Below are 22,240 nucleotides of genomic sequence, written 5' to 3' on the forward strand. Positions count from 1 at the left end.
AGCAAATCAGTCTATACATTGTCATCATGAAATGGACCGATCTTGACGAAAACTGGTGCCCGGTCGCGCGGACGCTTTCCCTTGTGGGGGATCGCTGGACGCTGCTGATCCTGCGCGACTGTTTCCTGGGTCGCTCAAAATTTGAAGAGTTTGCAGAAAGCACCGGCGCGACCCGCCACATCGTGGCAGGCCGGCTCAAGCGTCTGGTTGAAGCAGGGATTCTGGCGCGCGAGCTCTATAATGAGCGGCCGAAACGCTACAGATATGTCCTTACCGACAAGGGGAAGGAGCTCGGCCCGGCGCTCGCGACCTTCCGGGACTGGGGCAAGACCCACCTGCCCGTCCGGAGGATCGCTTCAAGCGCCGAGAGCGCTACAGGATAAATTTCGACAGGTCGCTATTGCCTGCAAGGTCTGAAAGCTGAGCGCTGACATAGTCTGCAGTGATCGTAACGGTTTCTCCGTCTCGATCCGACGCGGTGAAACTGATTTCATCCAGCATCCGCTCAAGCACAGTCTGCAACCGCCGCGCACCGATATTCTCAACCGTGTCGTTGACCCGAACGGCGATGTCAGCCAGCGCATCGATCGCATCGTCTTCGAAGACCAGATCAACGCCTTCGGCCTTCATCAGCGCTTCGTGCTGGCGAATGAGGGAGGCTTCCGGCTCGACTAGAATGCGGCGCATGTCGTCACGGCTGAGCGGTTTGAGCTCCACCCGGATCGGCAGGCGGCCCTGAAGTTCAGGCAGCAAGTCAGACGGTTTGGAGACGTGGAAAGCGCCCGAGGCGATAAACAGGATATGATCCGTGCGGACGGGGCCGCGCTTGGTCGAGACAGTTGTGCCTTCGATCAGGGGCAGAAGATCGCGTTGCACGCCTTCGCGAGAGACATCTGCGCCGCTACGGCCACTGGAGCCGGCGACCTTGTCGATCTCATCGAGGAAAACGATCCCGTCAGACTCGACCAGACGGATCGCTTCACGTGTGACGCTCTCCTCATCGATCAGCTTGTCGGCTTCTTCGCCGATCAATGGCTTGTAAGCGTCGCGCACCGTAGTGCGGACACGTTTGGTGCGCCCGCCCATCGCCTTGCCGAGCAGATCACCAATGTTGATCATGCCCATGGAGCCGCCACCGCCTGGAATATCCATCATCGGCATACCCCCGCCGGTATCGGCGAGCTCAATGTCGATGTCACGGTCATCGAGTTCCCCGTCGCGCAGCTTGCGGCGGAAGACTTCACGCGTGGAGCTTTGCGCATCCTCGCCAACGAGGGAATCGAGCAGGCGTTTTTCTGCCGCCTCGCGGGCCTGATCCTCGACCAGCTTGCGGCGCTGGCTTTTGACCATGCCGACGGCCGACTCGACGAGATCGCGGACGATCTGTTCGACATCGCGCCCGACATAGCCGACCTCAGTAAATTTCGTGGCTTCGACTTTCAGGAAGGGCGCATTTGCGAGCTTGGCGAGCCGACGTGAGACTTCCGTCTTACCGACGCCGGTTGGCCCGATCATCAGTATGTTTTTCGGCGTGATTTCGTCGCGCAGCTCTTCCGGGGCCTGCTTGCGGCGCCAGCGATTGCGAAGCGCCAGGGCGACAGCGCGTTTGGCATCGGCCTGCCCAACAATGTGGCGGTCGAGTTCAGCAACGATTTCTTTTGGGGTCAGAACGTCCATCAGCTTTTCAGGTCCAACTTCTCAATCGAAAAATTCGAGTTTGTGTAGACGCAAATGTCGGCGGCGATTTCCATCGCCTGACGGCCAAGCTTTTCAGCGTCTTTTTCGTAGGAATACAGCGCGCGGGCAGCCGAGAGGGCATAATTGCCGCCCGATCCGACCGCCACGACATTGTGTTCAGGCTCGAGCACGTCGCCAGCGCCTGTGATGACGAGCGTCGTTTCCTTGTCGGCGACGATCAGCAAAGCTTCGAGCTTTTGCAGATATTTCTCAGTGCGCCAGTCCTTGGCCAGTTCGACGGCAGCGCGCTGCAACTGGTTCGGGAAGCGTTCGAGTTTCTGCTCGAGACGCTCAAATAAGGTGAAGGCATCTGCCGTGGCGCCTGCAAAGCCGGCGAGGATGTCGCCATTGCCAAGCCGGCGCACCTTGCGCGCATTACCCTTCATCACGGTCTGACCCATCGAGACCTGGCCATCGCTCAGGATCACGACATGGTCTTCTGTCCGCACAGCAAGGATCGTAGTCCCGTGCCAGGGCGGCGAATGTCTTTGATCAGTATCTGTCACGCCCGGTGATGTGGCGCACCGGACCCCTCTCCGCAAGAGGTAGCGCGCCGATCAGGTCAGTCAGGCGACCTGGCTCTGGTTGTTTTCGCTCAGCATTTCCATGAATCGGTCGATCATGACGGGCGGGCTGAAGTAATAGCCCTGATACTGATCGCAGCCCCGGCGGCGCAGGAAGTTCAGTTGGGCTTCGGTTTCAACGCCTTCGGCCACTGTTTCCATACCGAGCGTCTCGGCCATACCGAGGATCATCTCCACGATCGCCGGCGCCTGCCTGTCTGTGTGCAGGTTGGAGATGAACTGACGGTCGATCTTGAACACATCAAACGGAAGACGGCCGAGCATGGACAGGTTGGAATGTCCTGTTCCGAAATCGTCGATTGCAAGACGCACACCCATAGACTTGAGCGGGTTGATCACATCCTTGAGGCGGTCAGGGTCTTCGACGGCGACGCTTTCGGTGATTTCCAGCTGCAGCAGGCGCGGCGGCAGGCCTGCATCCGTCATCGCATTGATGACCATTTCGCCGAGATCATCGCTCTCGAACTGAAGCGGCGAGACGTTCACCGCAATTGAGACATTGTCAAAGTCGAGACTGTTCCAGCGGGCGGCATCCTCGCACGCCTTGCGAGCGATCTGACGGCCGATATCGCCAATCATGCCACAGCTCTCGGCGACGGGAATGAAGATATTGGGCGAAACGATACGGCCGCTTTCCAGTTTCCAGCGGGCGAGCGCCTCGGCGCCGACGATTTTACCTGTCTGCAGGTCAACCTTCGGCTGGTACATCGGAATGAAGCGTTCAGCCTCGACGGCCGCCAGAACCTCGGCCTCCAGGCGCTTGCGGGCCGCATTCTGCCGGTCGAGTTTGGGTGAATAGAACTGCATGTCGCTGCCCTCGACCCGGCGGGCCTGTAAAAGGGCAGACGAGGCGCGCTTGCGAATATCTGCAGGGGTCTGACCATCTTCCGGGATCATCACGATCCCGGCATGTGCTGGCAGGCGGACCATCTTGCCGGCCAGGCTGTAGGGTTCTCGAAGCTCGTCGAGCACCTGACGCGCCAGACGAATGACTTCCGGGCGGGCGCCAACCCGGTCGACCAGAATCCCGAACTCATCGGATTGAAGCGAGAAGGTCGGCCAATGCCCATGCGGCAGGCTGAGCGCGGCTTCCTGCTCGGACACGATTTTTGAGAACCGGCGCGCGAACGCGGTATGCATCTCCAGCGTTGTGGCCGCGTCATGCGAGTCGGAGAATTGCTGCATGCCATCAGCGTCAATCAGAATGAAAGCTGCCGGGGAGCTGAAAGATGAGCGCGAAATGAACTGCGTCAGCTTGCGCGTAAGGCGCGCGGAGTTGCCAAGACCTGTGCGTTCATCCGTGTAGGCCGCGCTTTTGAGGCGTCTGTTTTCAGCCTGCAAATTCCGCAACTGTCGAACAATGGCAGCTCGAAGCAGGCGAAACTCCCGATACACCAGCGGCGCATGGTTGGTTTCGGCTTTCTGATTGAGCGACAAATGATTGGTCAGTCGGGTGATCTCCTCGACCTGTCGACCAGCGAGTTTGGAAAAGTAATTGGCCATGGCATAGGCCGTTCCGCAAAGAACAAGGATGCAGAAAACGGCCATCACCCCGGGCAAAGGAGGCCTGAAAGGCATCAGCCTGACCATCACCAGTTCGCCAAGCTGCTTGCCATCTGCTGTGATCGGATAAACTCGTCCGTGAGCGATGGCCCGGTCTGAATAATCGCCGCCGATCAGCTCACCGCGCTCATCAAGCAGATAGGCGTGTTCTGGCGCGAAACTCGTAAGTGTACGCGTCGCATTTTCCGGGCGGCCGGCTTCAAGATCAACGCGCAACGTTTCAACGACGCGCAGCGCCATCTCGTCAGACTGCTGCGAAGCCCGCATTTCGGCCGCGACCAAATACACGCCAGCAAACAGCATGCCCGAAACTAACGCGAATATCGCCGCCACCACAGGCACGACGTTCGCGAATCGCATTTTCGAGATGCGGCGTTGTATTCCGGATGATTTGGGCAGCGTCTTCCCCCTTAGAAACACGAAGCTATAGGTATCCAGATCCCACCTTCAGGCTGAACCTTTATAATTCCGTGAACAAATCTGCTGTAGAAGTCTTTGCCTGACTGCCCTATCTGGACGACATATGACCACGAACCGCACCGCCACCGTCACGCGCACGACCCGCGAAACCGATATCACCGTCACCGTCGATCTCGACGGAACGGGAAAAGCCGACATTTCGACCGGCGTCGGCTTTTTCGATCACATGCTGGACTCCCTCGCCCGTCACAGCTTCATCGACCTCACCGTAAAGGCCGAGGGCGACCTGCACATCGATGCCCACCACACCGTGGAAGACACCGGCATCGTGATCGGCCAGGCCATCAAGAAAGCCCTCGGTGACTTTGCCGGCATAACCCGCTTTGGCCACGCCTATATCCCCATGGACGAAACCCTGAGCCGGGCCTCGATCGATCTCTGCAAGCGGCCATATCTTGTCTGGAAAGTGGATTTCCGGCGCGACAAGGTTGGCGATCTCGACACCGAGCTGTTCAAGGAGTTCTTCCACGCGCTGTCCGGCAATGGCGGCATGTGCCTGCACGTCGAGAACGTCTATGGCGAGAATAATCACCACATCGCCGAAAGCTGCTTCAAGGCCACAGCCCGCGCCCTGCGCATGGCGGTGACGCCTGATCCGCGCCTTCAAGGCAAACCGGCGAGCACCAAGGGCAGCCTCTAAACGAGATTCTGAGCATGACGAATTTAAAAGCCGTCATGTTCGATCTCGATGAGACACTCCTGAACCGGCCAGCATCGCTGAAGCACTTCGTTTCAGATCAGAGAACCCGCTTTCCGGTGCTTCAGCAGCTTGAACAGAGCGAGCTTCAGACCCGGTTTATCGATCTCGACCGGCGCGGCACCGTTTCAAAGGATCGCGTGTACGAGCAATTGCTGGAGGCTATATCGATAGAAGACGCTGAGATGCGGGATGTCCTCTGGCGCGACTATGAGACGAATTTCTGGCGCTTTGCAGTTGCGTTTCCCGGACTAAAAAGTCTCTTCAGCGATCTGCACAAGGCCCGGCTGAAAACGGCGATCATCACAAATGGCCAGACGCATATTCAGCTGCGATCAATTCTGGCGCTCAATCTGGACAGGCTTGTCGACACCTATCTCATCTCCGAGGTCGAAGGCTTACGCAAACCAGACCCGGAAATCTTTCATCGAGCCGCCCGGCGCCTGAATGTAGCTTCCGCCGACTGCGTCTTTGTCGGAGACAACCCGGTCGCCGATATTCTGGGCGCCCGGACCTGCGGGATGCGAACGATCTGGTTCGCCAATAGTGCCGACTGGCCTGAAACAGCGACCGAAGGCCCGGACGGAACAATATCTCACCTGGGAGACATCGCGCCGCTTATCGCCCAATGGGGCTGATGGGGCCAGGGCATTATTTGCGATAATCGAGCGGCGGATCGCGGTCGCCAAGCAGCGATTTGTATTCGTAGTTAGGTCCACGTTTCTCGTCGAACTCCGCCTTGGCCGCGTCGATCAGCTCTTCATTCTCATAAAGCTCAATGGCCGCTGCCGTCAGCGTCTTGGCCGCAAGTTCAGCGCCTTTGTGCCCGATCGACATGCCGCTGGCCGCAACGGCCTGCCAGCTATGGGCGGACGTTCCGGGCACCCAGGTGGCCGTGCGCAGACCAACCGTTGGCGCGGCATAGGAGACATCGCCGACATCGGTTGAGCCATAGCCGAGCGAAACATTATAGGGCTGGACCTCTTCCTGAGAGCCAAGTCTGGCATTCGGGTCATTCAGCGTTTGCGAGATCTGTTCAGCAAAATCCTGTTCCTGCGGCGTGTAGGTGATCCCGCCAAATTCGCGCAGCTTGCTATCCATCATCCTGGCGAGCGTCTCGTTCACCAGAAGCGGGTTGTTGCCATGAATGACTTCCCAGTCGACCTCAGTGCCCGTCCCCATGGCTGCGCCGCGCGCCGCGTCCTCAAGACGCGACCATATAGCCTCGACACCATCGGCGTCAGGGTGGCGGACATAGTAGAAGACCTCGGCAAAGTCCGGCACCACGTTCGGAGCTTCGCCGCCAGAGGTGATGACATAATGCATCCGGGCATCCTGCGGGATGTGCTCATGCATCATATTGGCCATCATGTTCATCGCCTCAACACCGTCCAGCGCTGAGCGACCGCGTTCTGGCGCGCCAGCTGCATGCGCGGAAATGCCATGAAAGCGGAACTTGGCAGAGCGGTTGGCGAGTGTCGTGTTCGCGGCGGCTGAGTTCACATCGTCGGCATGCCAGTGCATGGCAATGTCGACATCATCAAAAAGACCCGCCCGGACCATATAGACCTTGCCGCTGCCGCCTTCTTCGGCAGGTGTCCCATAGAGGCGGATGGTGCCTTCAGTGCCGGTATCTTCAAGCCAGTGACGGATCGCGATCGCGGCCGCGACCGAACCTGCCCCGAAGAGATTGTGGCCACAGGCATGCCCGGCGCCGACATTTTCTCTTTGCTCGCGCTCAGGGCTGGCGGTCTGATTAATGCCGGGCAGGGCGTCATATTCAGCCAATATCGCGATAACCGGCTCCCCAGAGCCATATTCGGCGATAAAAGCAGTTGGAATCCCCGCAACACCCGCCTCGATCCTGAACTCTTCGAGTGAAAGCGTGTCCTGCAATAGCTGCGAGGATTTGGTTTCCTGATAGCCAACCTCAGCCCAGTCCCAGAGTTTTTCAGCCAATTCCTGCGTCAGTTGCGGCCGATCTTCCACGAGGCTGGAGGCAGTATCGGTCGAGGGATCCGCAAGCGCGGGCAGGGCGCTCAGCGTGGCCGCGAGGCTGAATGAGGCAAGGGTTCGAGGCAGACGCATGTGGCAACTCCAATCATTTCAGCTGTGACCTTGCGACACGCCGAGCGGCCGATCAAGCCAATCCCTCTTTCACTTCTCGCCCCGCCCGGTTAAGAGCGCGGCAGATGGCAAACCTCGCACTCATCGATTATGGCGCCGGCAATCTGCATTCGGCTGAACGCGCGCTTCGCGCCGCTGCGACGCTGAGCGATGTGGACTGCTCAATTATTGTGACCAGCGACGCCGAGACTGCCGCAAAGGCTGAGCGGATTGTCCTTCCCGGCGTTGGCCACTTTGCCGATTGCGCGAAGGGCTTGCTGGCGCTCGATGGTATGGTGAGCGCGCTGGAAGCGGCTGTCCTGAAACGCGGTGTGCCGTTTCTCGGCATCTGCGTCGGTATGCAGCTTATGGCGACACGCGGCCTGGAAGATGGCGCGACGGCCGGACTTGGCTGGATCGCAGGCGACGTCGACCGGATCACGCCAGCAGGCGGGCTTGTCGTGCCGCATATGGGCTGGAACGATCTTGATTTGCGCGGCGATCACCCGGTTCTCTCGGGTCTAGGGGACGATCCGCACGTCTATTTCACCCATTCCTATGCGTTCCGCCCGGAATCGACGGACTGCATCATGGCAACGGCGGACTATGGCGGCGAGATTGTCGCCGCCGTCGGCCGGGACAATATCTTCGGCACACAGTTTCATCCCGAGAAAAGCCAGCGCGTTGGCCAGAAACTGCTCGCCAACTTTCTTGAGTGGAGCCCGTCATGACATCGAGTTTCGAACTTTGGCCTGCCATCGACCTGAAGGATGGCCAGTGCGTCAGACTGCTCCGCGGGGAAATGGACAAGGCAACCGCCTTTAATCCTGATCCGGCAGACCAGGCAGACCGCTTCCGCAAGATGGGGTTTGACCGGTTGCACGTGGTGGACCTTAACGGGGCCTTTGCTGGCGATAGCGCCAATGGTGATGCCGTTCGCGCGATCCTCGCATCCACCGATGTTCCAGTGCAGCTCGGCGGCGGCATCCGTACCCGCGCGCAGATCGATGCCTGGCTCGAGGCCGGTTTGTCGCGTGTGATCCTCGGAACAGCCGCCTTGCGCGACCCGGAGCTTGTGAAATCAGCGGCCAAAGCACTGCCAGGACAAGTCGTTGTCGGCATTGATGCCAAGGATGGCTATGTGGCTGTCGAAGGCTGGGCAGAAACATCCGACATGAAGGCAGTTGAGCTTGCCAAGATCTTTGAGGGCTGCGGCGTGGCCGGGCTCGTCGTTACCGATATTTCGCGCGACGGCATGAAGACAGGGGTTAATATCGCATTCACTGCCGAGATGGCCGACGCTGTTGCGATTCCCGTGATCGCATCTGGCGGGGTTGCCAGTGTGGACGATATTTCCGGGCTGAAAAATGCCGGTGGGCGCACCGCGATTTCCGGCACCATTCTTGGCCGGGCGCTCTACGATGGCGATATCGATCCTGCCCAAGCCATAGCAACCGCAAAAGCCTGATATCATGCTGAAAGCCCGCATCATTCCATGTCTGGACGTCAAGGATGGGCGCACCGTGAAGGGCGTCAATTTTGTCGATCTGAGAGACGCTGGCGATCCGGTCGCGCTGGCCAAGGCCTATGATGCCCAAGGCGCGGATGAACTCTGTTTTCTTGATATCACAGCCTCGCATGAAGGCCGGGGCACGATGCTGGATGTGGTACGCCGTACCGCCGAGCAATGCTTCATGCCGCTGACGGTTGGGGGCGGAGTAAGATCAGGGTCTGACCTGGTCCAACTCCTGCGCTCCGGGGCAGACAAGGTCGCGATTAATTCGGCAGCCGTTGCGAACCCGGCGGTTATATCGGAATGCGCCGCCAAGGCTGGGAGTCAGGCTGTGGTCGTCGCCATCGATGCAAGGCGCAATGGCGAGAGCTGGGAAATCTTTACCCATGGCGGGCGGACACCGACCGGCATAAATGCGGTCGCCTTTGCCAAAGAGGCGCAAAAGCGCGGCGCTGGTGAGATTCTCCTGACCTCAATGGACCGGGATGGCACCAAGTCCGGCTATGATGTCGAACTGCTTCGCGCCGTCACATCAGCTGTAACAATTCCGGTTATAGCCTCAGGTGGCGCCGGGTCCGCAGAAGACCTCGCGCCCGCCATTCTTGACGGCGGCGCAACGGCAGTGCTTGCAGCTTCGATCTTTCACTTTGGCGAGGTGAGCTTATCTGAAGCGCGTAAGGCATTGTCTGATGCTGGCGCACCTGTTCGCCCATTCTAGTCTCGGAGCTATGGATTTTATTATGTCGAAACAAGACCTTGGATCAGCCAAACGCCTGAACGAGCTTCTCGCGACCCTGGCTGAAACGGTCGATAGCCGGGCCGATGGAAATCCAGAAAAGTCCTATACGGCGAGATTGCTGAAATCCGGGCCCGTCCGGTGCGGAAAAAAGATTGCCGAGGAAGGCGCCGAAGTCGCCCTCGCCATCGCGGCTGAAACCCGTAAGGATGTGGCTGCCGAAACGGCCGATCTTCTGTTCCATCTTTTGGTTGGACTGCGCGTTCGTGGGGTACAGCTGGACATGGTGGCAGATGCTTTGTCAGAGCGCCGCGGTGTGTCTGGTATTGCCGAGAAGGCCGCGCGTCAGACGAAAGCCTAGCGGCGCCGGATAAACACGTAGAATGCGCCCGCTCCGCCATGGCGGGGATGCGCCTCGGCAAAGCCGCTGACCAGCATCCGGGCTTCGGGCATTTCCAGCCAACGCAGGAAATTGTGCCGCAAGATACCCCCGCCCTGCTTACCTTTTCCGGTAATCACGATGACACAGCTGCTGCCGCGCGCCTGTTCGCGCATCAGGAAAGATGGAAGTGCCGACCACGCCGACGCCTGGGTATGACCGTGCAGGTCAAACTTGGCGGAAATGTCGACCTTGCCGCGTCTGACCAGACGTTCACCGCCCCGGTTTTGAGGCCCGACCGAGGCCGCAGAGGGGTGTTGTAACCGTGTTTTTTTGACGGGTTCGGGTGTCGTAGCAGGGCTTTTTCCGATTGCCTTGAGGATTGGATGCTCGGTGACATCGCGTTTGATGCGCGGAGACTTGCCACCCTGAAGCGGACGCACAGACCGGCGAATGGCGTCCCAGGCTTTCTGGTCGTCAGGTTTGAGGGGCCGGTCTGTCATGCCCCACAACTAGGGTGCGACAGGCTCAGCGCCAAGGCCGGCAAACGCTTCGACCCCACCCATCCTGTCTGCAACGGCGCGGGGCAGCAACACCCACATGCGGCCAGGCGCATTCATCGTACCGGCGCGTTGGCCCGCTTCATAGCCGGTGCCAAAATAGATATCGCCGCGCACAGGGCCCTTGATGGCGCCGCCGGTATCCTGCGCGATGAGAAGGCCGGACCAATCCCCACCAAGGCCGGGCGCACTTGTCTGGACAAAGACCGGAACACCCATCGGATTATAGCTGCGATCAATCGCGATAGAGCCAAACGGGGTCAGCGGGACGCCCATTGCACCGACCGGGCCGCTTTCATCATCGGCTGGTTCCAGATTGAAGAACACAAAGCGCGGATTGGCATTCATCGCTTCGCGGACCTGCGCATCGGTGGCGCGATCCATCCAGTCGCGGATGCCCTGCATGTTGGACTGGCCGCGCGTGATCCAGCCGCGTTTCAGCAGCCAATTCGCGGTCGATTTGAAAGGCTGGGCGTTATGGGCGGCAAAAGACGCTTTGCGCACCGATCCGTCTGGAAAGTGGAGCTTTCCAGAGCCCTGGATCTGGAGAAAGAACACGTCGCCCGGATGCGCATAGGCCAGCGCGCGCACGCCAGCCTTGGTGATCTCGGCGCGGGTCGGGTAGGGCCGCCGCGAGCCGTTGGATAGTCGCTGATAAACCTTGCTGCTGCTTTCGGCGATAAGGTCTGACGGTACGCCTGGGACAGGCTCTGTAAAGTCGCCTTCAGGCTGCATACGGGCTTCATAAACAGGCTCAAAATAGCCGGTGAAGCGCGACTCGCCATCTGGCGACTCAATTTCGACGGGACGGAAAAGCGCATGGATGACAGCCCGTGCGCTGTCTTCGTCGCGGACCACATCAAGCGCTTCGCAGGCTGGCATCCAGTCGAGCACCGAGCCGGCCCAAGGGGCGCTGCCAGACAAGGGGGCGTCTGCCGCCCCTTCCTTGAATTTGAGGCAGCTTTTCCGCATCGCACTGACAGCCGGTACCAGCTGAGCCTCGTCCCAACCGGGCAGGGCGGCGAAAGCTGCGGGCACAGGCGGCTTGTAATTCTCAGGCGGATGCTGGGTCTCAGGCTCACCGAGCGTGCCATTGTCTTGCGGCGGCTCATCGATCATGACGCGGTGGGCGCCCTTGTGACGCGCGAAAAATGGCTTGCTAGCGGCGGTTTCGACGCCGCCGTCTTCTGCCGGCTTGTCAGGCGTTGTTGAACAAGCTGCAAGCAGAACAGCGGCGGCCATCAGGGGAATAAGTCTACGCATGGGCCGCAAATTGGCTGGCTTCTGGTTTTTCGACAACCGGAAATTCCCGCTTCAGATGATTTCAGCCCTCGAGCAAAGCATCATCAAGCTGGTCGGCGCGTTGCTTGGCTTCGCGCGAGCTTATCCTGTGCCAGTAGTCCTCAAAGGGTTTGCGCTTTTCGAGCGTTCCGTACTGAAGACCCCAGCCGATCTGAGAGCCCGCATAGACATCGACAGCGGAAAAATCATTACCGGCCAGATAGGGCATCGCCTCGACAGCTTTTTCCAGCGTATCGAGGACCGTCGCCATCGTATCGTAGCCAACCATGCGGCGCTGGTCCTCTGACGGCGATACGTTCAGCATCTGATTTGTCGTAGCAGCTTCCAGCGGCCCGGCGGCGAAGAAGAACCAGCGATAATAGGCCGACCGGCTTTCGGGCGGGGGTGCCAGCCCGGCATTTGGAAAAGCGTCGGCAAGATAGGCGCAAATCGCGGCGCATTCGGTGACTGTCGCGCTTTTATGGACAATGGCGGGGACCTTCCCCATCGGATTGATCTGGCGGTAGGTGTCCGCCTTCATCTCATCGCCATACCCGACCAAAACCGTTTCGTAAGGCGCGCCGACCTCTTCCAGCATCCAGCGCACCATACGTCCGCGTGACATCGGATTGGTGTAGAAAGTGATATCCTTGGGCATTCAACGCTCCCGGTCTTATCCAAGCGTCCTTGATCGTGCCGTCATGGGCCGATCAAGTCACGCCAAAAATGGATCAGCCGGCTGTGTCGACATCATCGAGAAGCCAGTTCGGGTCTGCCGAGCTGGTATCACGCATGAAGGTCCAGAACTCTTCAGAGCGCCGGTTCATATCGCCAACACCGAGTTCTGCCTCAAACCGGACGGTGACGCGCGCGGTCGTTCCGGTCATGCTGGCATCGTCGATCTCGCTATTGCGCAATCTCAATAGCTGCGGTGGTTCGCCGCCATTGGCCTCACGGTCAGCAATCGCCGCATCCCATGTCTCATAGACATCGGTGTCGAGCCATTTTCCAAGCGTCGCGCGGTCACCTTCAGCAAAAGCACCGACAAGCATTTCATAGGCTGAGCGGGCACCTGCCAGGAATTCTCGCGGGTTGAAATCCGGGTCAGCTGCATGGATCGCTTCAAGGCCGGCAGCTGCCGGGCCGGTGAAGGCCGGGCGCAGATCCGCTTTCTGTTCGCGCGAGGGCTGTTTCTCGGCGTCAGGTGTCGGCGGCGTTTGCGAGCGCGGGCGGCCTTCCGGCGGCCCGGCATCACTGCCAAGTGTGGTATAGAGCCGCCAGCCGACGAACAGGGCGATCGCGGCAAGCAACATCAATTCTATAATCGAAGAGGACATTTCGTCTCCATCGGGACTCTCGTTCACCCAACCATATAGGTACGATTTCCGCTGTGCCACCCAATGTTGCGCAAGCAAGGGCCGCATGATAGGCGCGAAAACCAGTTTCCAGAGGATTTCCTGCCGATGACCGATACCCCAGACATGGCGACACAGCCCCAGCAACCTACCGGACCAAGCCTTCGTGTGCTGAATCAGTACATCAAGGACCTGTCTTTCGAGAATCCTGGTGCGCGGGTCAATGAGCAGCCAAATGTGGATCTCGGCATCGACGTCCAGGCCAATGCGCAGAACGCCAATGACGGTGTTTTTGAAGTTGTCCTGAAACTGAACGCCCGCGCAGGAACGGCAGAAACCACGCTTTTCCTCGTCGAGCTCGAATATGCTGGCATGTTCCAGATCCAGGGCGCATCGCAATCAGATGCCGAAGCGATGCTGCTGATCGAATGTCCGCGTCTTCTCTTCCCGTTTGCGCGCCGCATTGTCGCTGATCTGACGCAGGAAGGCGGCTTCCCAGCCCTTCGCATCGACCCGGTCGACTTCACCGCGCTCTACCGCAAGCAACGCGCTGCAGCGACTGCCCAGGGCGCAGCCCCTCAGCCGGTGCAGGACAATCCTGGTGTTGGCACGCAGCCAACCACGCCGCCAAATGGCAACGGCACCAGCGAAAGCTAAAACCAGTAAAACTCGAAGATCAGGAATTCAGGTAGCGTGACCAGATCGCGTTTTCGCCAAGTGTGGCGATGAAAGCGCGGTGCTGGTCAGCTTCCGTTTCTGTCACAGCAGATGGCAGAGGTGTCGGGCGCTGTTTCGCCGTACGGAACCGCGTTCCATCTGCGCCGTCTTCGCCATTCGAGAAGTCGAAGGCGCGGGCACGTCCGCCGCGAAGCTCCAGATAGACTTCTGCCAGGAGCTGACTATCGAGCAGGGCGCCGTGAAGCGTACGGGCTTCAAGACCGACATTGAAACGTTTACACAAGGCATCGAGCGATGCCGGTGCGCCGGGATAACGCTTTTTCGCAATGTCGAGCGTATCGACCCATTGCTCGAGCGGGATTTCAGGTTTGCCGCAGCGGGCGAGCTCTGCGTTCAGAAATCCGCGGTCGAATGCAGCATTATGCGCGACGACTGGCGCATCCCCGATAAAGGCCAAGAGCGCATCAACAATCTTTGGGTCTTCGAAAAACGGTTTGTCGACCAGCATCTCATCCGTAATGCCTGTGATCTCAACCGTTTTGTCCGACACCGGGCGGCGCGGATTAATCCGCTCATGAAAGGTTCGCCCGGTCGGCACATAGTTGACCAGTTCGACCGCACCGACCTCGATGATCCGGTCGTCGCCCGACCAGTTTAGGCCCGTGGTTTCGGTATCGAAGGCGATTTCACGCAAGGGGGTTGTCATTCTGACGGCCTTTCCATGCTGCTCAACAGGTCGATAATTGCGTTTACATGTGTTCGCGCAAAGTCGAAACCAAAGGCTGTGGACACGATGAAATCGGCCCGGGCGCGCTTGTCGGCATCGGGCATTTGCTTGGCGAGTATCTTCTCGAACTCGTCTTCTGACATCCCTTGTCTGGCGAGCACCCGGGCCCGCTGGACTTCGGCTGGCGCTGTCACGACAAGTGTGTAGTCACACCGAAGATCACCGCCGGTTTCGAACAGGAGCGGAATATCGAGAACCATAAGCGGTTCGTCCGCCGCGGCCGCCGTCTCTCGAAAGGCCAGCTGGGACTGTCCGACGAGAGGATGAACGATGGCTTCGAGATCCCGCAAGGCCGACGGGTCCGACAGAACGATCGCTCTCAATTTGTCGCGGCTGACGGCGCCGTCGACGATAATATCGCCAAACCGGGCGCGAAGCGGCTCAACCGCGGAGCCGCCTTTGGCGTAGATCGCGTGAACAGCCTCATCAGCGTCGTAAACTGGGACACCCGCCTCCAGAAACATGCTCGCAGTTGCGCTTTTGCCCATGCCGATGGAGCCGGTCAGCCCAAGCGTGATCATAGGTCTGCCTTGAGCGTTTCCCGGCAGGCCTCAAGCGCGAGCTCAACATCCGGTAAATCGCCGCCAAACCAGATGCGGAAACTCTCAGCGGCCTGACAGACCAGCATGCCGAGGCCATCTTCCGTCGTCCAGCCTTGCTGTTGGGCGTGGGCGAGCTGGCCAGCCGCCGGTGCGCCATAACTCATATCAAAGAAGAGGCGGCCTTTGCCTTCTGGCAGCTGAATGCAAGTGTCCTGATGGCCGGCGCTTGCTGTGTTGATGATGAATTCGGCGTCCTCGGCGACGGTGTGGAGATCTTCCAGCGGCCCGTAGCCATGCGGGGAGTTGCAGCATTCTGCGATCACCTGTCCGGCCTTCTCGACGGTGCGGTTGAGGACGATCACTTCTGCATCGGCACGGTCCAGGGCAAAGAGCGCCGCCCGCGCAGCGCCGCCTGCACCGATCACGATAATCTTGCGGCCGGTCACATAGTCTATGCCAACGCGCTTGAGCGCGGCGATCAGACCTGGCGCGTCCGTATTGTCCGCGCGCCATCTTCCATCAGAGAGACGGCTTAGTGTATTGGCGGCGCCGATGGCCTTTACCGCAGGCGACGCCTGAGACGCGCTTACCAGAACATCCTGTTTATGGGGCAGGGTGACGTTGAGACCGCGGAAATCCTGCCGGGCAAAATCTTCCATCGCCGCAGTGACATCGCCCGCTGGCACGCGGATCGACTCGTAAGAGGCGTCGAGGCCAAGCTGATCAATCCACGTCATGTGGATCTGGGGGGACAGCGAGTGTCCGACCGGGTCTCCTATGACTGCAAGGCGGTCCATCAGGCCTCCAGAAAGCCGCGTGTTCTTAGATAATCCAGCAAGGGCAATAGCGGCAGACCGAGGATAGAGAAATAGTCGCCTTCGATCCGGCTAAATAATTGTGCCCCGAGGCGCTCTAACTGATAGGCGCCGACTGTCTTCAAGACGTCTTCGCCCGACTGCTCCAGATAGCTGGAAATGAAAGCGTCACTCAAGGGCCTTACCGTGAGTTTTGGCTTCGCAAGATGTCGCCAGACAGGTTGGCCGCCTTCTGCAACAACGATTGCAGTTTCCAGCGTGTGCGCCTTGCCGGAAAAGCGGCGCAAATGATTGGCCGCGTCGGCCATATCGACCGGCTTGTCCATTGCTTCGCCTTCAAGGTTCAGCATCTGGTCACCGCCGATGACAAGACCCTCCCGGCTGCGCGAGACCTTGACCGCTTTCAGCTCGGCCAGTCTCATCGCCTGGTCGGCTACCCGCATGCCTTCGGCGCGAAACGTCGCCTTGGCGGCCTCCTCATCGACATTGGGTTTGACACACACCGCCTCGACACCCGCGCTCAGCAGCAGGTTGCGCCGGCTTTCACTACCGGAAGCGAGGATAATGTCTGACTGGCTCATTATTGCCCGTGTCGCTGATTGAGCTTGTTGAGGATCGCTGCAGCGGTTTCTTCCACGCTGCGCCGCGAAACGTCAATAACGGCCCATTTTTTACGCTGGAACAGGCGGCTGGCTTCGGTGACTTCGGCGCGAACAATTTCCTCGTCTGTATAATCCGTCGGGGAGTTCTCATTAAGCGCCATCAGCCTCTGGCTGCGGATCTGGACCAGTCGCTCGACACCGATCTTGAGACCGACGACGAGCGGGCCATTCACCGGATCAAGCTTGTCGAGAACGTCAGGCGTGGGCACGCCCGGCACCAATGGGATATTGCCGGCTTTGACGCCGCGATTGGCGAGATAGACGCAAGTTGGCGTCTTGGAGGTCCGGCTGACACCGAGCAGTACGACATCGGCGTTGACCAAGCCTTGCAGATTCTGGCCGTCATCATGCGCCAGAGCAAAGTTAATCGCTTCAATCCGCTCAAAATATTCAGCGTTCAGGGCATGCTGGCCAGCAACGCGATCGGTCGCGGATACGCCAAGATGGCGGCTGAGAAGATGGATGGATGGGTCGAGGACAGGAAGGGTCGGAATCTGCCGGGTGCGGCAGAATTGTTCGAGCTTCACTCTCAATTCTTCGTCCGATATAGTGAACCAGACGACGCCGGGCGCGGCTTCGATCTCTCGCATCACACGCTCAAGCTGGCGTTCGGAACGCACGAGGTAATAATTGTGCTCGAGCGGCATGACGTTTTCGAACTGAGCGGCGGCGGCCCGCATCACGGCGTTCAGCGTTTCGCCCGTCGAATCGGAAACGAGATGCACATTGAAATAGATGCTCGGGCGCATATCCCCTCCGGACGGTCTTGCGTGATGCGGCGAAACTGCAGCGTAACCAATTAATGGACAACCCCTGTGGACTGTCTGTGCATAACGCATTTCATCCTCAGCCATGCACCGTCAATCCACAATCGGACGAATCCAACATGCAGGATTCACTGAGTGTTCTTTGGCTGCGTGGAACGCAAAAAGTTAACGATGAATTAACAGCGAATCCAATTCGTTAAGGAAGGGTTAAAATTCAGCCTATCTTTGGACTCGCTGTGGAATTCATGGTGACAAGTTCGCCTGAGACTGTTTGTCCACCATATCCAGCGCTTAATAATGATAAGAGCGCATAAATTGCTTGATGAAGAAGAGGACCAGATGGCCAACGGCTCGCTTAAACCACTCCTGAACGTGCTACATGGCAATCGTCAGGACCCTGTTCCCATCTGGATGATGAGACAGGCTGGTAGGCATCTTCCAGAATATATGGAACTGCGTGGACGGGCGAACGGGTTTCTGGATTTCTGCTACACGCCTTCGCTTGCAACTGAAGCCACGCTGCAGCCGATTGAGCGCTATGACATGGATGGCGCGATCCTGTTTGCAGATATTCTTCTGGTACTGGATGCGCTCGGACAGTGTGTGCGGTTCGAGAAAGGTGTCGGACCCATCGTCGAAAAAGTCGAGAAGGGTGGACGGCTGAACAAGGTGCCGGTTCAGCAGGCTGTCGAACGGCTCTCGCCTGTTTATGAAACGGTGTCTCGCGTGAGTAGCCGTCTGGCGGACAACAAGACGCTGATCGGCTTTGCAGGCGCACCCTGGACGGTTGCGCTTTATGCGATCGAAGGCCGCGGCGGCACGGACAAATCACAAGCGCGCATCTGGGCTCATCAGCATCCGGCTGAACTGGCCTTGCTTCTTGATGATCTTGTAGAGGTCACTGCGCACTATATGGCCGCGCAAGCCGAAGCCGGCGTGAATGCGCTCATGATGTTCGACTCCTGGGCTGAGGGCCTGCCGAACGATATTTTTGAGCAGATCATCATCGAGCCAAATAAAAAGCTGGTGAAGCGACTGCGCGAGTTGAAGGTGACGGTTCCGGTCATCGGGTTTCCGCGCGGGGCAGGGGTGATGCTGCCAGATTTTGCGGATCAGACGGGCGTTAACGCCGTAGGCCTGGATACAGCGGCGCTTCCATCATTCATCAACCGGGAGCTGCCCGTCTCCATGCCGGTTCAAGGGCATCTTGATCCGTTGCTTCTTATGGCAGGCGGAGATGTCATGGAACGGCGCGTCATTGAATTGCTGGATGCGTATCGGGACCGGCCACATATCTTCAATCTGGGGCATGGGGTGTTGCCGACGACGCCAATTCCGCATGTTGAAAAAGTCGTTGAACTCGTACGGGCCTGGTCGGCTGACTAAAACATCCGTGTAAGGACGAAAAATGCTCTATCTCTGGATCAAGGCGTTCCATCTCATTTTCGTTGTGGCCTTCATGGCCGGAATGCTCATTCACCCGCGCTACAAGCTGCATCAGCTGACATCTTCGCCGGGAGAGCCGCTGTTCGAGACGATGAAATCGGCGTCTGCCAAGCTGCGGAAAATTATCCTGACACCATCAGTGATCCTGGTATGGGCATTGGGGATCGCGATGATCATCCTCAATCCGAGCCTACTCCAGTCTGGCTGGTTTCACGTGAAACTTCTGTTCGTCATTCTGCTTACCGGTCTGCATGGGTATTTCATTTCCGTCGGAAAGAAGATCGATGCGGGTCAAACGGTGCCGGCAAAGCGGCTGAAGATGTTAAACGAAGTGCCGTTCATCCTGCTGATTGGCATCGTTATCATGGTCATTGTCCGACCCTTCTGATGTGCGAAACATCTTGACTATTGGCCTCATCCGGGACCATAAGGCGACCAATTGCTCGCCGCCCGTCCTGGGTCAGGCCGATCTTTCATAAAAAATTATGCGCCGCCCCTCCTAGCTTTGCGCCACCCATCCAAGAAGAGCTCATGTCCGACACTGAAAACACGCCTAATCCAGATACACAGAGCCACGTCTATCTTCGTGACCTGAAAGCCAAGAGCCCGACAGAACTGCTGGCCTATGCGGAAAGCCTGGATGTCGAGAACGCATCTTCGCTGCGGACGCAGGACATGCTGTTCGCAATCCTGCGGGAGCTTGCCGAGCGTGACATCACGATCATTGGCCGCGGTGTTCTGGAAGTCCTGATCGATGGCTTCGGCTTTCTTCGGTCTCCGGAATCCAACTATCTGCCAGGCCCGGATGACATCTACGTCAATCCAAAACTGCTGAAGCAAGCGGGTCTCAAAACCGGTGATACAGTTGATGGACCGATCAAGGAACCAGGTGAAGGCGAGCGTTACTTCTCCCTGATGAGTGTCAACTCGATCAATTTCGAGGACCCTGAAAAGTCCCGTCAGAAAGTTCACTTCGACAACCTCGTGCCGCTCTATCCGGAAGAGCGCCTCCACATGGAGAGCAAGGATCCAACCAAGAAGGATCGCTCCGGCCGAGTTGTCGATATCGTTTCGCCAATCGGTAAAGGCCAGCGTGCACTCATCGTGGCGCCGCCGCGGACGGGTAAGACGGTTCTGCTGCAGAACATCGCTGCCTCGATCGAGGAAAACCACCCCGACAGCTATCTGATCGTGCTGCTCATCGATGAGCGCCCGGAAGAAGTCACCGACATGAAGCGCTCGGTGAAGGGTGAGGTTATTTCCTCAACCTTCGACGAGCCCGCAACGCGTCACGTGGCTGTGGCTGAAATGGTCATCGAGAAAGCAAAACGCCTGGCAGAGCATGGGCGCGATGTTGTTATCCTTCTCGACTCCATCACCCGTCTTGGCCGCGCCTACAACACGACGGTGCCAAGCTCCGGCAAGGTTCTGACCGGTGGTGTGGATGCAAATGCGCTGCAGCGTCCGAAACGCTTCTTTGGTGCGGCCCGGAATATCGAGAATGGTGGCTCGCTGACGATTATCGCAACGGCTCTGATCGACACCGGTTCGCGTATGGATGAAGTCATCTTCGAAGAATTCAAAGGTACGGGTAACTCTGAGATCGTGCTTGATCGCAAGATTGCTGACAAGCGGACCTTCCCGGCCATCGACATCATGAAGTCCGGCACGCGGAAAGAAGAGCTCATCACGCCGAAAGAGCAGCTGCAGAAGATCTATATTCTTCGCCGCATTCTCAATCCGATGGGGACGTCCGATGCGGTTGACTTCCTGCTCGACAAGCTGCGTCAAACCAAGACGAATGATGAATTCTTCGAGGCCATGAAGAACTAAGGAGTTCCAATGCCACGTCACATAATCGCATTGATCTGCGTTCTTGTGGCAGTGGCGGCATGTGACGAAACGATCGATGAAAGATATGCGAGCCAAGCTGAGTTTCTTGAATCAGGCATGGTTGAGGCCGGTTTTGCTCCTGATTGGATACCGGAAGATGCACGCGACATCCGAATGTCTCTTGATGTTGACAGTTTTCTCCATGTGTTTCGGTTCGACACCAAAGAATTAGACGATGTGCTGGCGGAATGTCGGCCAATTGATATTCCTAATTGGACACCCCACCGACGAGGTAGGAACTACAAGATGTGTTCGAGCGAGCAGGCCTTCGAATGCGGGAAGTTCTTCGTGTCTTTGAAGGGAGAACAAGTCTGTGTTTGGCGGCGAGATGAAAAGTCGTGATACGATCTGCGCGCTCGCTTCCGGGCCGCCGCCATCTGCCATTGCTATAGTCCGTATCAGCGGATCGCAGGTCCGCGTGATCTGCGATGCGATGCTGGAACGCGGCCTGCCGGCGCCGAGGCGTTCGGCGTTCGGGCGATTCCTCGATGTTTCACGTGACACAATTGATGAGGGTCTGGCTGTCTTCATGCCTGGCCCGAATTCCTACACTGGCGAAGATACGGCCGAGTTTTATCTTCACGGCGGTGCGGCGGTCATAGATCACGCGCTGGACGTGATTTGTTCATTTGACGGGACGCGCCTTGCTGAGCCAGGTGAATTTACGCGCCGCGCATTTGAAAACGGTCGGCTTGATCTGGTCGAAGCCGAGGGCGTCGCAGATCTGATTGATGCAGAGACAAGGGCTCAGAAGTCGCTTGCGCTTGATCAACTGGATGGTCGGCTGTCGGAAACTTATGCCGGATGGCGAAATCAGCTTTTGCAGGCACTAGCCTTACTGGAAGTCAGTATAGACTTTCCGGATGAAGATGATGCGCCTGATCAGACGGGCGGACCTGTCTTCGCCACTTTGACAGATCTGCAGTCAGCGCTTCAGGAGGCGCTCGATGATGATAGCGTGGGCGAGCGGATCAGGGATGGGTTTCGGGTCGCCATTATCGGTCCACCAAATGCGGGCAAATCTTCGATCCTAAATCGTCTGGCGCGCCGCGATGCTGCGATTGTTTCTGATATTCCTGGTACAACGCGCGACGTTGTAGAGGTTCGACTGAGGATCGCGGGGCAAATTGTCTGGGTCGCAGACACCGCAGGACTGCGGGAGGCCGCTGATACGATCGAGGCAGAAGGTATTCGCCGCGCCCAGGAACGGGCAGCTATGTCCGATATCCGTATTCAGGTTCGCTCGCCCGATACCGATACGGATTACTCGACCGCGGCTGAAGGCGACATTCTTGTCTTTAACAAGATGGACCTTACGGCAGATACGTCTTTGCAGGACGGCGTCCTGACAATGTCTGCATCGACAGGGCAGGGCTTTTCTGTCCTCGAGAAGGCGCTATCGGATCGAATCCATGAACTCGCTGGGCGAACAACCGCGCCACTCATCACGCGTCGGCGCCATCGCGAAGCTCTGGAAGCCGCAATGTTTCACGTGACACAGGCGCGATCCGGTCTGGAGCTGGGTATGGGCGCTGAACTTGTAGCCGATGATGTGCGGCTGGCGTCTCGCGCGCTCTCTTCGCTCATTGGTGAAATCGGCGTTGAGGAGGTGCTTGGAAGCGTCTTTTCAAATTTCTGCATAGGCAAATGACGTCTTGC

General features: G+C 58.3%; 26 protein-coding genes. 13 read left to right on the plus strand and 13 right to left on the minus strand.

The window, feature by feature from the left end:
• Positions 1-26 precede the first annotated feature (26 nt).
• Complete coding sequence (locus tag B8783_RS14210) at positions 27-383, plus strand: winged helix-turn-helix transcriptional regulator (RefSeq protein ID WP_084420756.1); 357 nt, start codon at positions 27-29, stop codon at positions 381-383.
• Here B8783_RS14210 and hslU read toward each other — a convergent pair.
• Genes hslU through B8783_RS14225 form a run of 3 tightly spaced genes read right to left on the minus strand, consistent with a single transcriptional unit; the run spans position 373 to position 4,244 of the window.
• Positions 373-1,677, minus strand: coding sequence for an ATP-dependent protease ATPase subunit HslU (hslU, locus tag B8783_RS14215; protein ID WP_084420757.1), 1,305 nt, complete (start codon positions 1,675-1,677; stop codon positions 373-375). The genes B8783_RS14210 and hslU overlap by 11 nt on opposite strands.
• Complete coding sequence (gene hslV, locus B8783_RS14220) at positions 1,677-2,243, minus strand: ATP-dependent protease subunit HslV (protein WP_084420758.1); 567 nt, start codon at positions 2,241-2,243, stop codon at positions 1,677-1,679. Before hslV ends, hslU begins: the two co-directional genes overlap by 1 nt.
• 60 nt (positions 2,244-2,303) lie before the next feature.
• Positions 2,304-4,244 (minus strand): putative bifunctional diguanylate cyclase/phosphodiesterase, encoded by a 1,941-nt coding sequence (locus B8783_RS14225; protein ID WP_084420759.1) that lies wholly within the window; start codon positions 4,242-4,244, stop codon positions 2,304-2,306.
• Positions 4,245-4,407: 163 nt separating this feature from the next.
• Here B8783_RS14225 and hisB point away from each other — a divergent pair, with 163 nt between their 5' ends.
• Together hisB and B8783_RS14235 are read left to right on the plus strand one after the other, a co-directional pair.
• Complete coding sequence (hisB, locus tag B8783_RS14230; protein ID WP_084420760.1) at positions 4,408-5,004, plus strand: imidazoleglycerol-phosphate dehydratase HisB; 597 nt, start codon at positions 4,408-4,410, stop codon at positions 5,002-5,004.
• Between the two features lie 14 nt (positions 5,005-5,018).
• A complete protein-coding gene (locus tag B8783_RS14235) occupies positions 5,019-5,699 on the plus strand; it encodes an HAD family hydrolase (protein WP_084420761.1) in 681 nt (226 codons plus the stop codon).
• A gap of 13 nt (positions 5,700-5,712) precedes the next feature.
• Here B8783_RS14235 and B8783_RS14240 read toward each other — a convergent pair whose 3' ends face one another.
• Positions 5,713-7,149 carry an amidohydrolase gene (locus B8783_RS14240; protein WP_084420762.1) on the minus strand — a complete coding sequence of 479 codons (1,437 nt, stop codon included), beginning with the start codon at positions 7,147-7,149 and terminating at the stop codon, positions 5,713-5,715.
• A gap of 104 nt (positions 7,150-7,253) precedes the next feature.
• Here B8783_RS14240 and hisH point away from each other — a divergent pair, with 104 nt between their 5' ends.
• The 4 genes from hisH to hisE are packed head-to-tail and all read left to right on the plus strand — an operon-like array spanning position 7,254 to position 9,777.
• Positions 7,254-7,898, plus strand: coding sequence for an imidazole glycerol phosphate synthase subunit HisH (gene hisH, locus B8783_RS14245; protein ID WP_084420763.1), 645 nt, complete (start codon positions 7,254-7,256; stop codon positions 7,896-7,898).
• Positions 7,895-8,635, plus strand: coding sequence for a 1-(5-phosphoribosyl)-5-[(5-phosphoribosylamino)methylideneamino]imidazole-4-carboxamide isomerase (gene hisA, locus B8783_RS14250; protein ID WP_084420764.1), 741 nt, complete (start codon positions 7,895-7,897; stop codon positions 8,633-8,635). Before hisH ends, hisA begins: the two co-directional genes overlap by 4 nt.
• Before the next feature lie 4 nt (positions 8,636-8,639).
• Positions 8,640-9,398 (plus strand): imidazole glycerol phosphate synthase subunit HisF, encoded by a 759-nt coding sequence (hisF, locus tag B8783_RS14255; protein ID WP_084420765.1) that lies wholly within the window; start codon positions 8,640-8,642, stop codon positions 9,396-9,398.
• Positions 9,399-9,420: 22 nt separating this feature from the next.
• A complete protein-coding gene (hisE, locus tag B8783_RS14260; RefSeq protein WP_084422116.1) occupies positions 9,421-9,777 on the plus strand; it encodes a phosphoribosyl-ATP diphosphatase in 357 nt (118 codons plus the stop codon).
• Here hisE and B8783_RS14265 read toward each other — a convergent pair.
• The 4 genes from B8783_RS14265 to B8783_RS14280 form a co-directional block, all read right to left on the minus strand.
• Entirely contained in the window at positions 9,774-10,298 is a 525-nt protein-coding gene (locus tag B8783_RS14265; RefSeq protein ID WP_084420766.1) for a Smr/MutS family protein, read from the minus strand. The two genes, hisE and B8783_RS14265, sit on opposite strands and share 4 nt — an antisense overlap.
• A 9-nt stretch (positions 10,299-10,307) precedes the next feature.
• On the minus strand, positions 10,308-11,618 hold the full coding sequence (gene mltA / locus B8783_RS14270; RefSeq protein WP_084422117.1) for a murein transglycosylase A: 1,311 nt from the start codon (positions 11,616-11,618) through the stop codon (positions 10,308-10,310).
• A 61-nt stretch (positions 11,619-11,679) separates the two neighbouring features.
• Positions 11,680-12,294 (minus strand): glutathione S-transferase family protein, encoded by a 615-nt coding sequence (locus B8783_RS14275; protein WP_084420767.1) that lies wholly within the window; start codon positions 12,292-12,294, stop codon positions 11,680-11,682.
• A 73-nt stretch (positions 12,295-12,367) separates the two neighbouring features.
• Positions 12,368-12,973 (minus strand): Tim44/TimA family putative adaptor protein, encoded by a 606-nt coding sequence (locus tag B8783_RS14280; protein ID WP_084420768.1) that lies wholly within the window; start codon positions 12,971-12,973, stop codon positions 12,368-12,370.
• Between the two features lie 126 nt (positions 12,974-13,099).
• On the opposite strand from B8783_RS14280, the gene secB reads away from it, so the two are divergent.
• Entirely contained in the window at positions 13,100-13,648 is a 549-nt protein-coding gene (gene secB, locus B8783_RS14285; protein WP_084422118.1) for a protein-export chaperone SecB, read from the plus strand.
• A 19-nt stretch (positions 13,649-13,667) separates the two neighbouring features.
• Here the strand turns inward: secB and dnaQ are convergent, their stop codons facing one another.
• The 5 genes from dnaQ to B8783_RS14310 are packed head-to-tail and all read right to left on the minus strand — an operon-like array spanning position 13,668 to position 17,224.
• Positions 13,668-14,375: a DNA polymerase III subunit epsilon gene (dnaQ, locus tag B8783_RS14290; RefSeq protein WP_084420769.1), complete on the minus strand. Its 708-nt coding sequence runs from the start codon at positions 14,373-14,375 to the stop codon at positions 13,668-13,670.
• Positions 14,372-14,977, minus strand: coding sequence for a dephospho-CoA kinase (gene coaE / locus B8783_RS14295; RefSeq protein WP_084420770.1), 606 nt, complete (start codon positions 14,975-14,977; stop codon positions 14,372-14,374). Before coaE ends, dnaQ begins: the two co-directional genes overlap by 4 nt.
• Positions 14,974-15,795 (minus strand): shikimate dehydrogenase, encoded by an 822-nt coding sequence (gene aroE / locus B8783_RS14300; protein ID WP_084420771.1) that lies wholly within the window; start codon positions 15,793-15,795, stop codon positions 14,974-14,976. The genes coaE and aroE overlap by 4 nt, the downstream gene beginning before the upstream one ends.
• A complete protein-coding gene (locus tag B8783_RS14305; RefSeq protein WP_084420772.1) occupies positions 15,795-16,394 on the minus strand; it encodes a Maf family protein in 600 nt (199 codons plus the stop codon). Before B8783_RS14305 ends, aroE begins: the two co-directional genes overlap by 1 nt.
• Entirely contained in the window at positions 16,394-17,224 is an 831-nt protein-coding gene (locus B8783_RS14310; protein WP_084420773.1) for a pyruvate, water dikinase regulatory protein, read from the minus strand. Before B8783_RS14310 ends, B8783_RS14305 begins: the two co-directional genes overlap by 1 nt.
• 333 nt (positions 17,225-17,557) lie before the next feature.
• Between B8783_RS14310 and hemE the strand changes: the two genes are divergently transcribed.
• The 5 genes from hemE to mnmE all read left to right on the plus strand — a co-directional run bounded on the left by hemE (position 17,558) and on the right by mnmE (position 22,232).
• On the plus strand, positions 17,558-18,628 hold the full coding sequence (gene hemE / locus B8783_RS14315) for a uroporphyrinogen decarboxylase (RefSeq protein WP_233355804.1): 1,071 nt from the start codon (positions 17,558-17,560) through the stop codon (positions 18,626-18,628).
• A gap of 22 nt (positions 18,629-18,650) precedes the next feature.
• Entirely contained in the window at positions 18,651-19,076 is a 426-nt protein-coding gene (locus B8783_RS14320) for a CopD family protein (RefSeq protein WP_084420774.1), read from the plus strand.
• 143 nt (positions 19,077-19,219) lie between these two features.
• Entirely contained in the window at positions 19,220-20,521 is a 1,302-nt protein-coding gene (gene rho / locus B8783_RS14325) for a transcription termination factor Rho (RefSeq protein ID WP_084420775.1), read from the plus strand.
• A 9-nt stretch (positions 20,522-20,530) separates the two neighbouring features.
• A complete protein-coding gene (locus B8783_RS14330; protein WP_084420776.1) occupies positions 20,531-20,923 on the plus strand; it encodes a hypothetical protein in 393 nt (130 codons plus the stop codon).
• A complete protein-coding gene (mnmE, locus tag B8783_RS14335; protein WP_084420777.1) occupies positions 20,910-22,232 on the plus strand; it encodes a tRNA uridine-5-carboxymethylaminomethyl(34) synthesis GTPase MnmE in 1,323 nt (440 codons plus the stop codon). Before B8783_RS14330 ends, mnmE begins: the two co-directional genes overlap by 14 nt.
• Positions 22,233-22,240 lie beyond the last annotated feature (8 nt).

This window comes from Henriciella litoralis, from assembly GCF_002088935.1.
Classification (GTDB): Bacteria; Pseudomonadota; Alphaproteobacteria; order Caulobacterales; family Hyphomonadaceae; genus Henriciella; species Henriciella litoralis.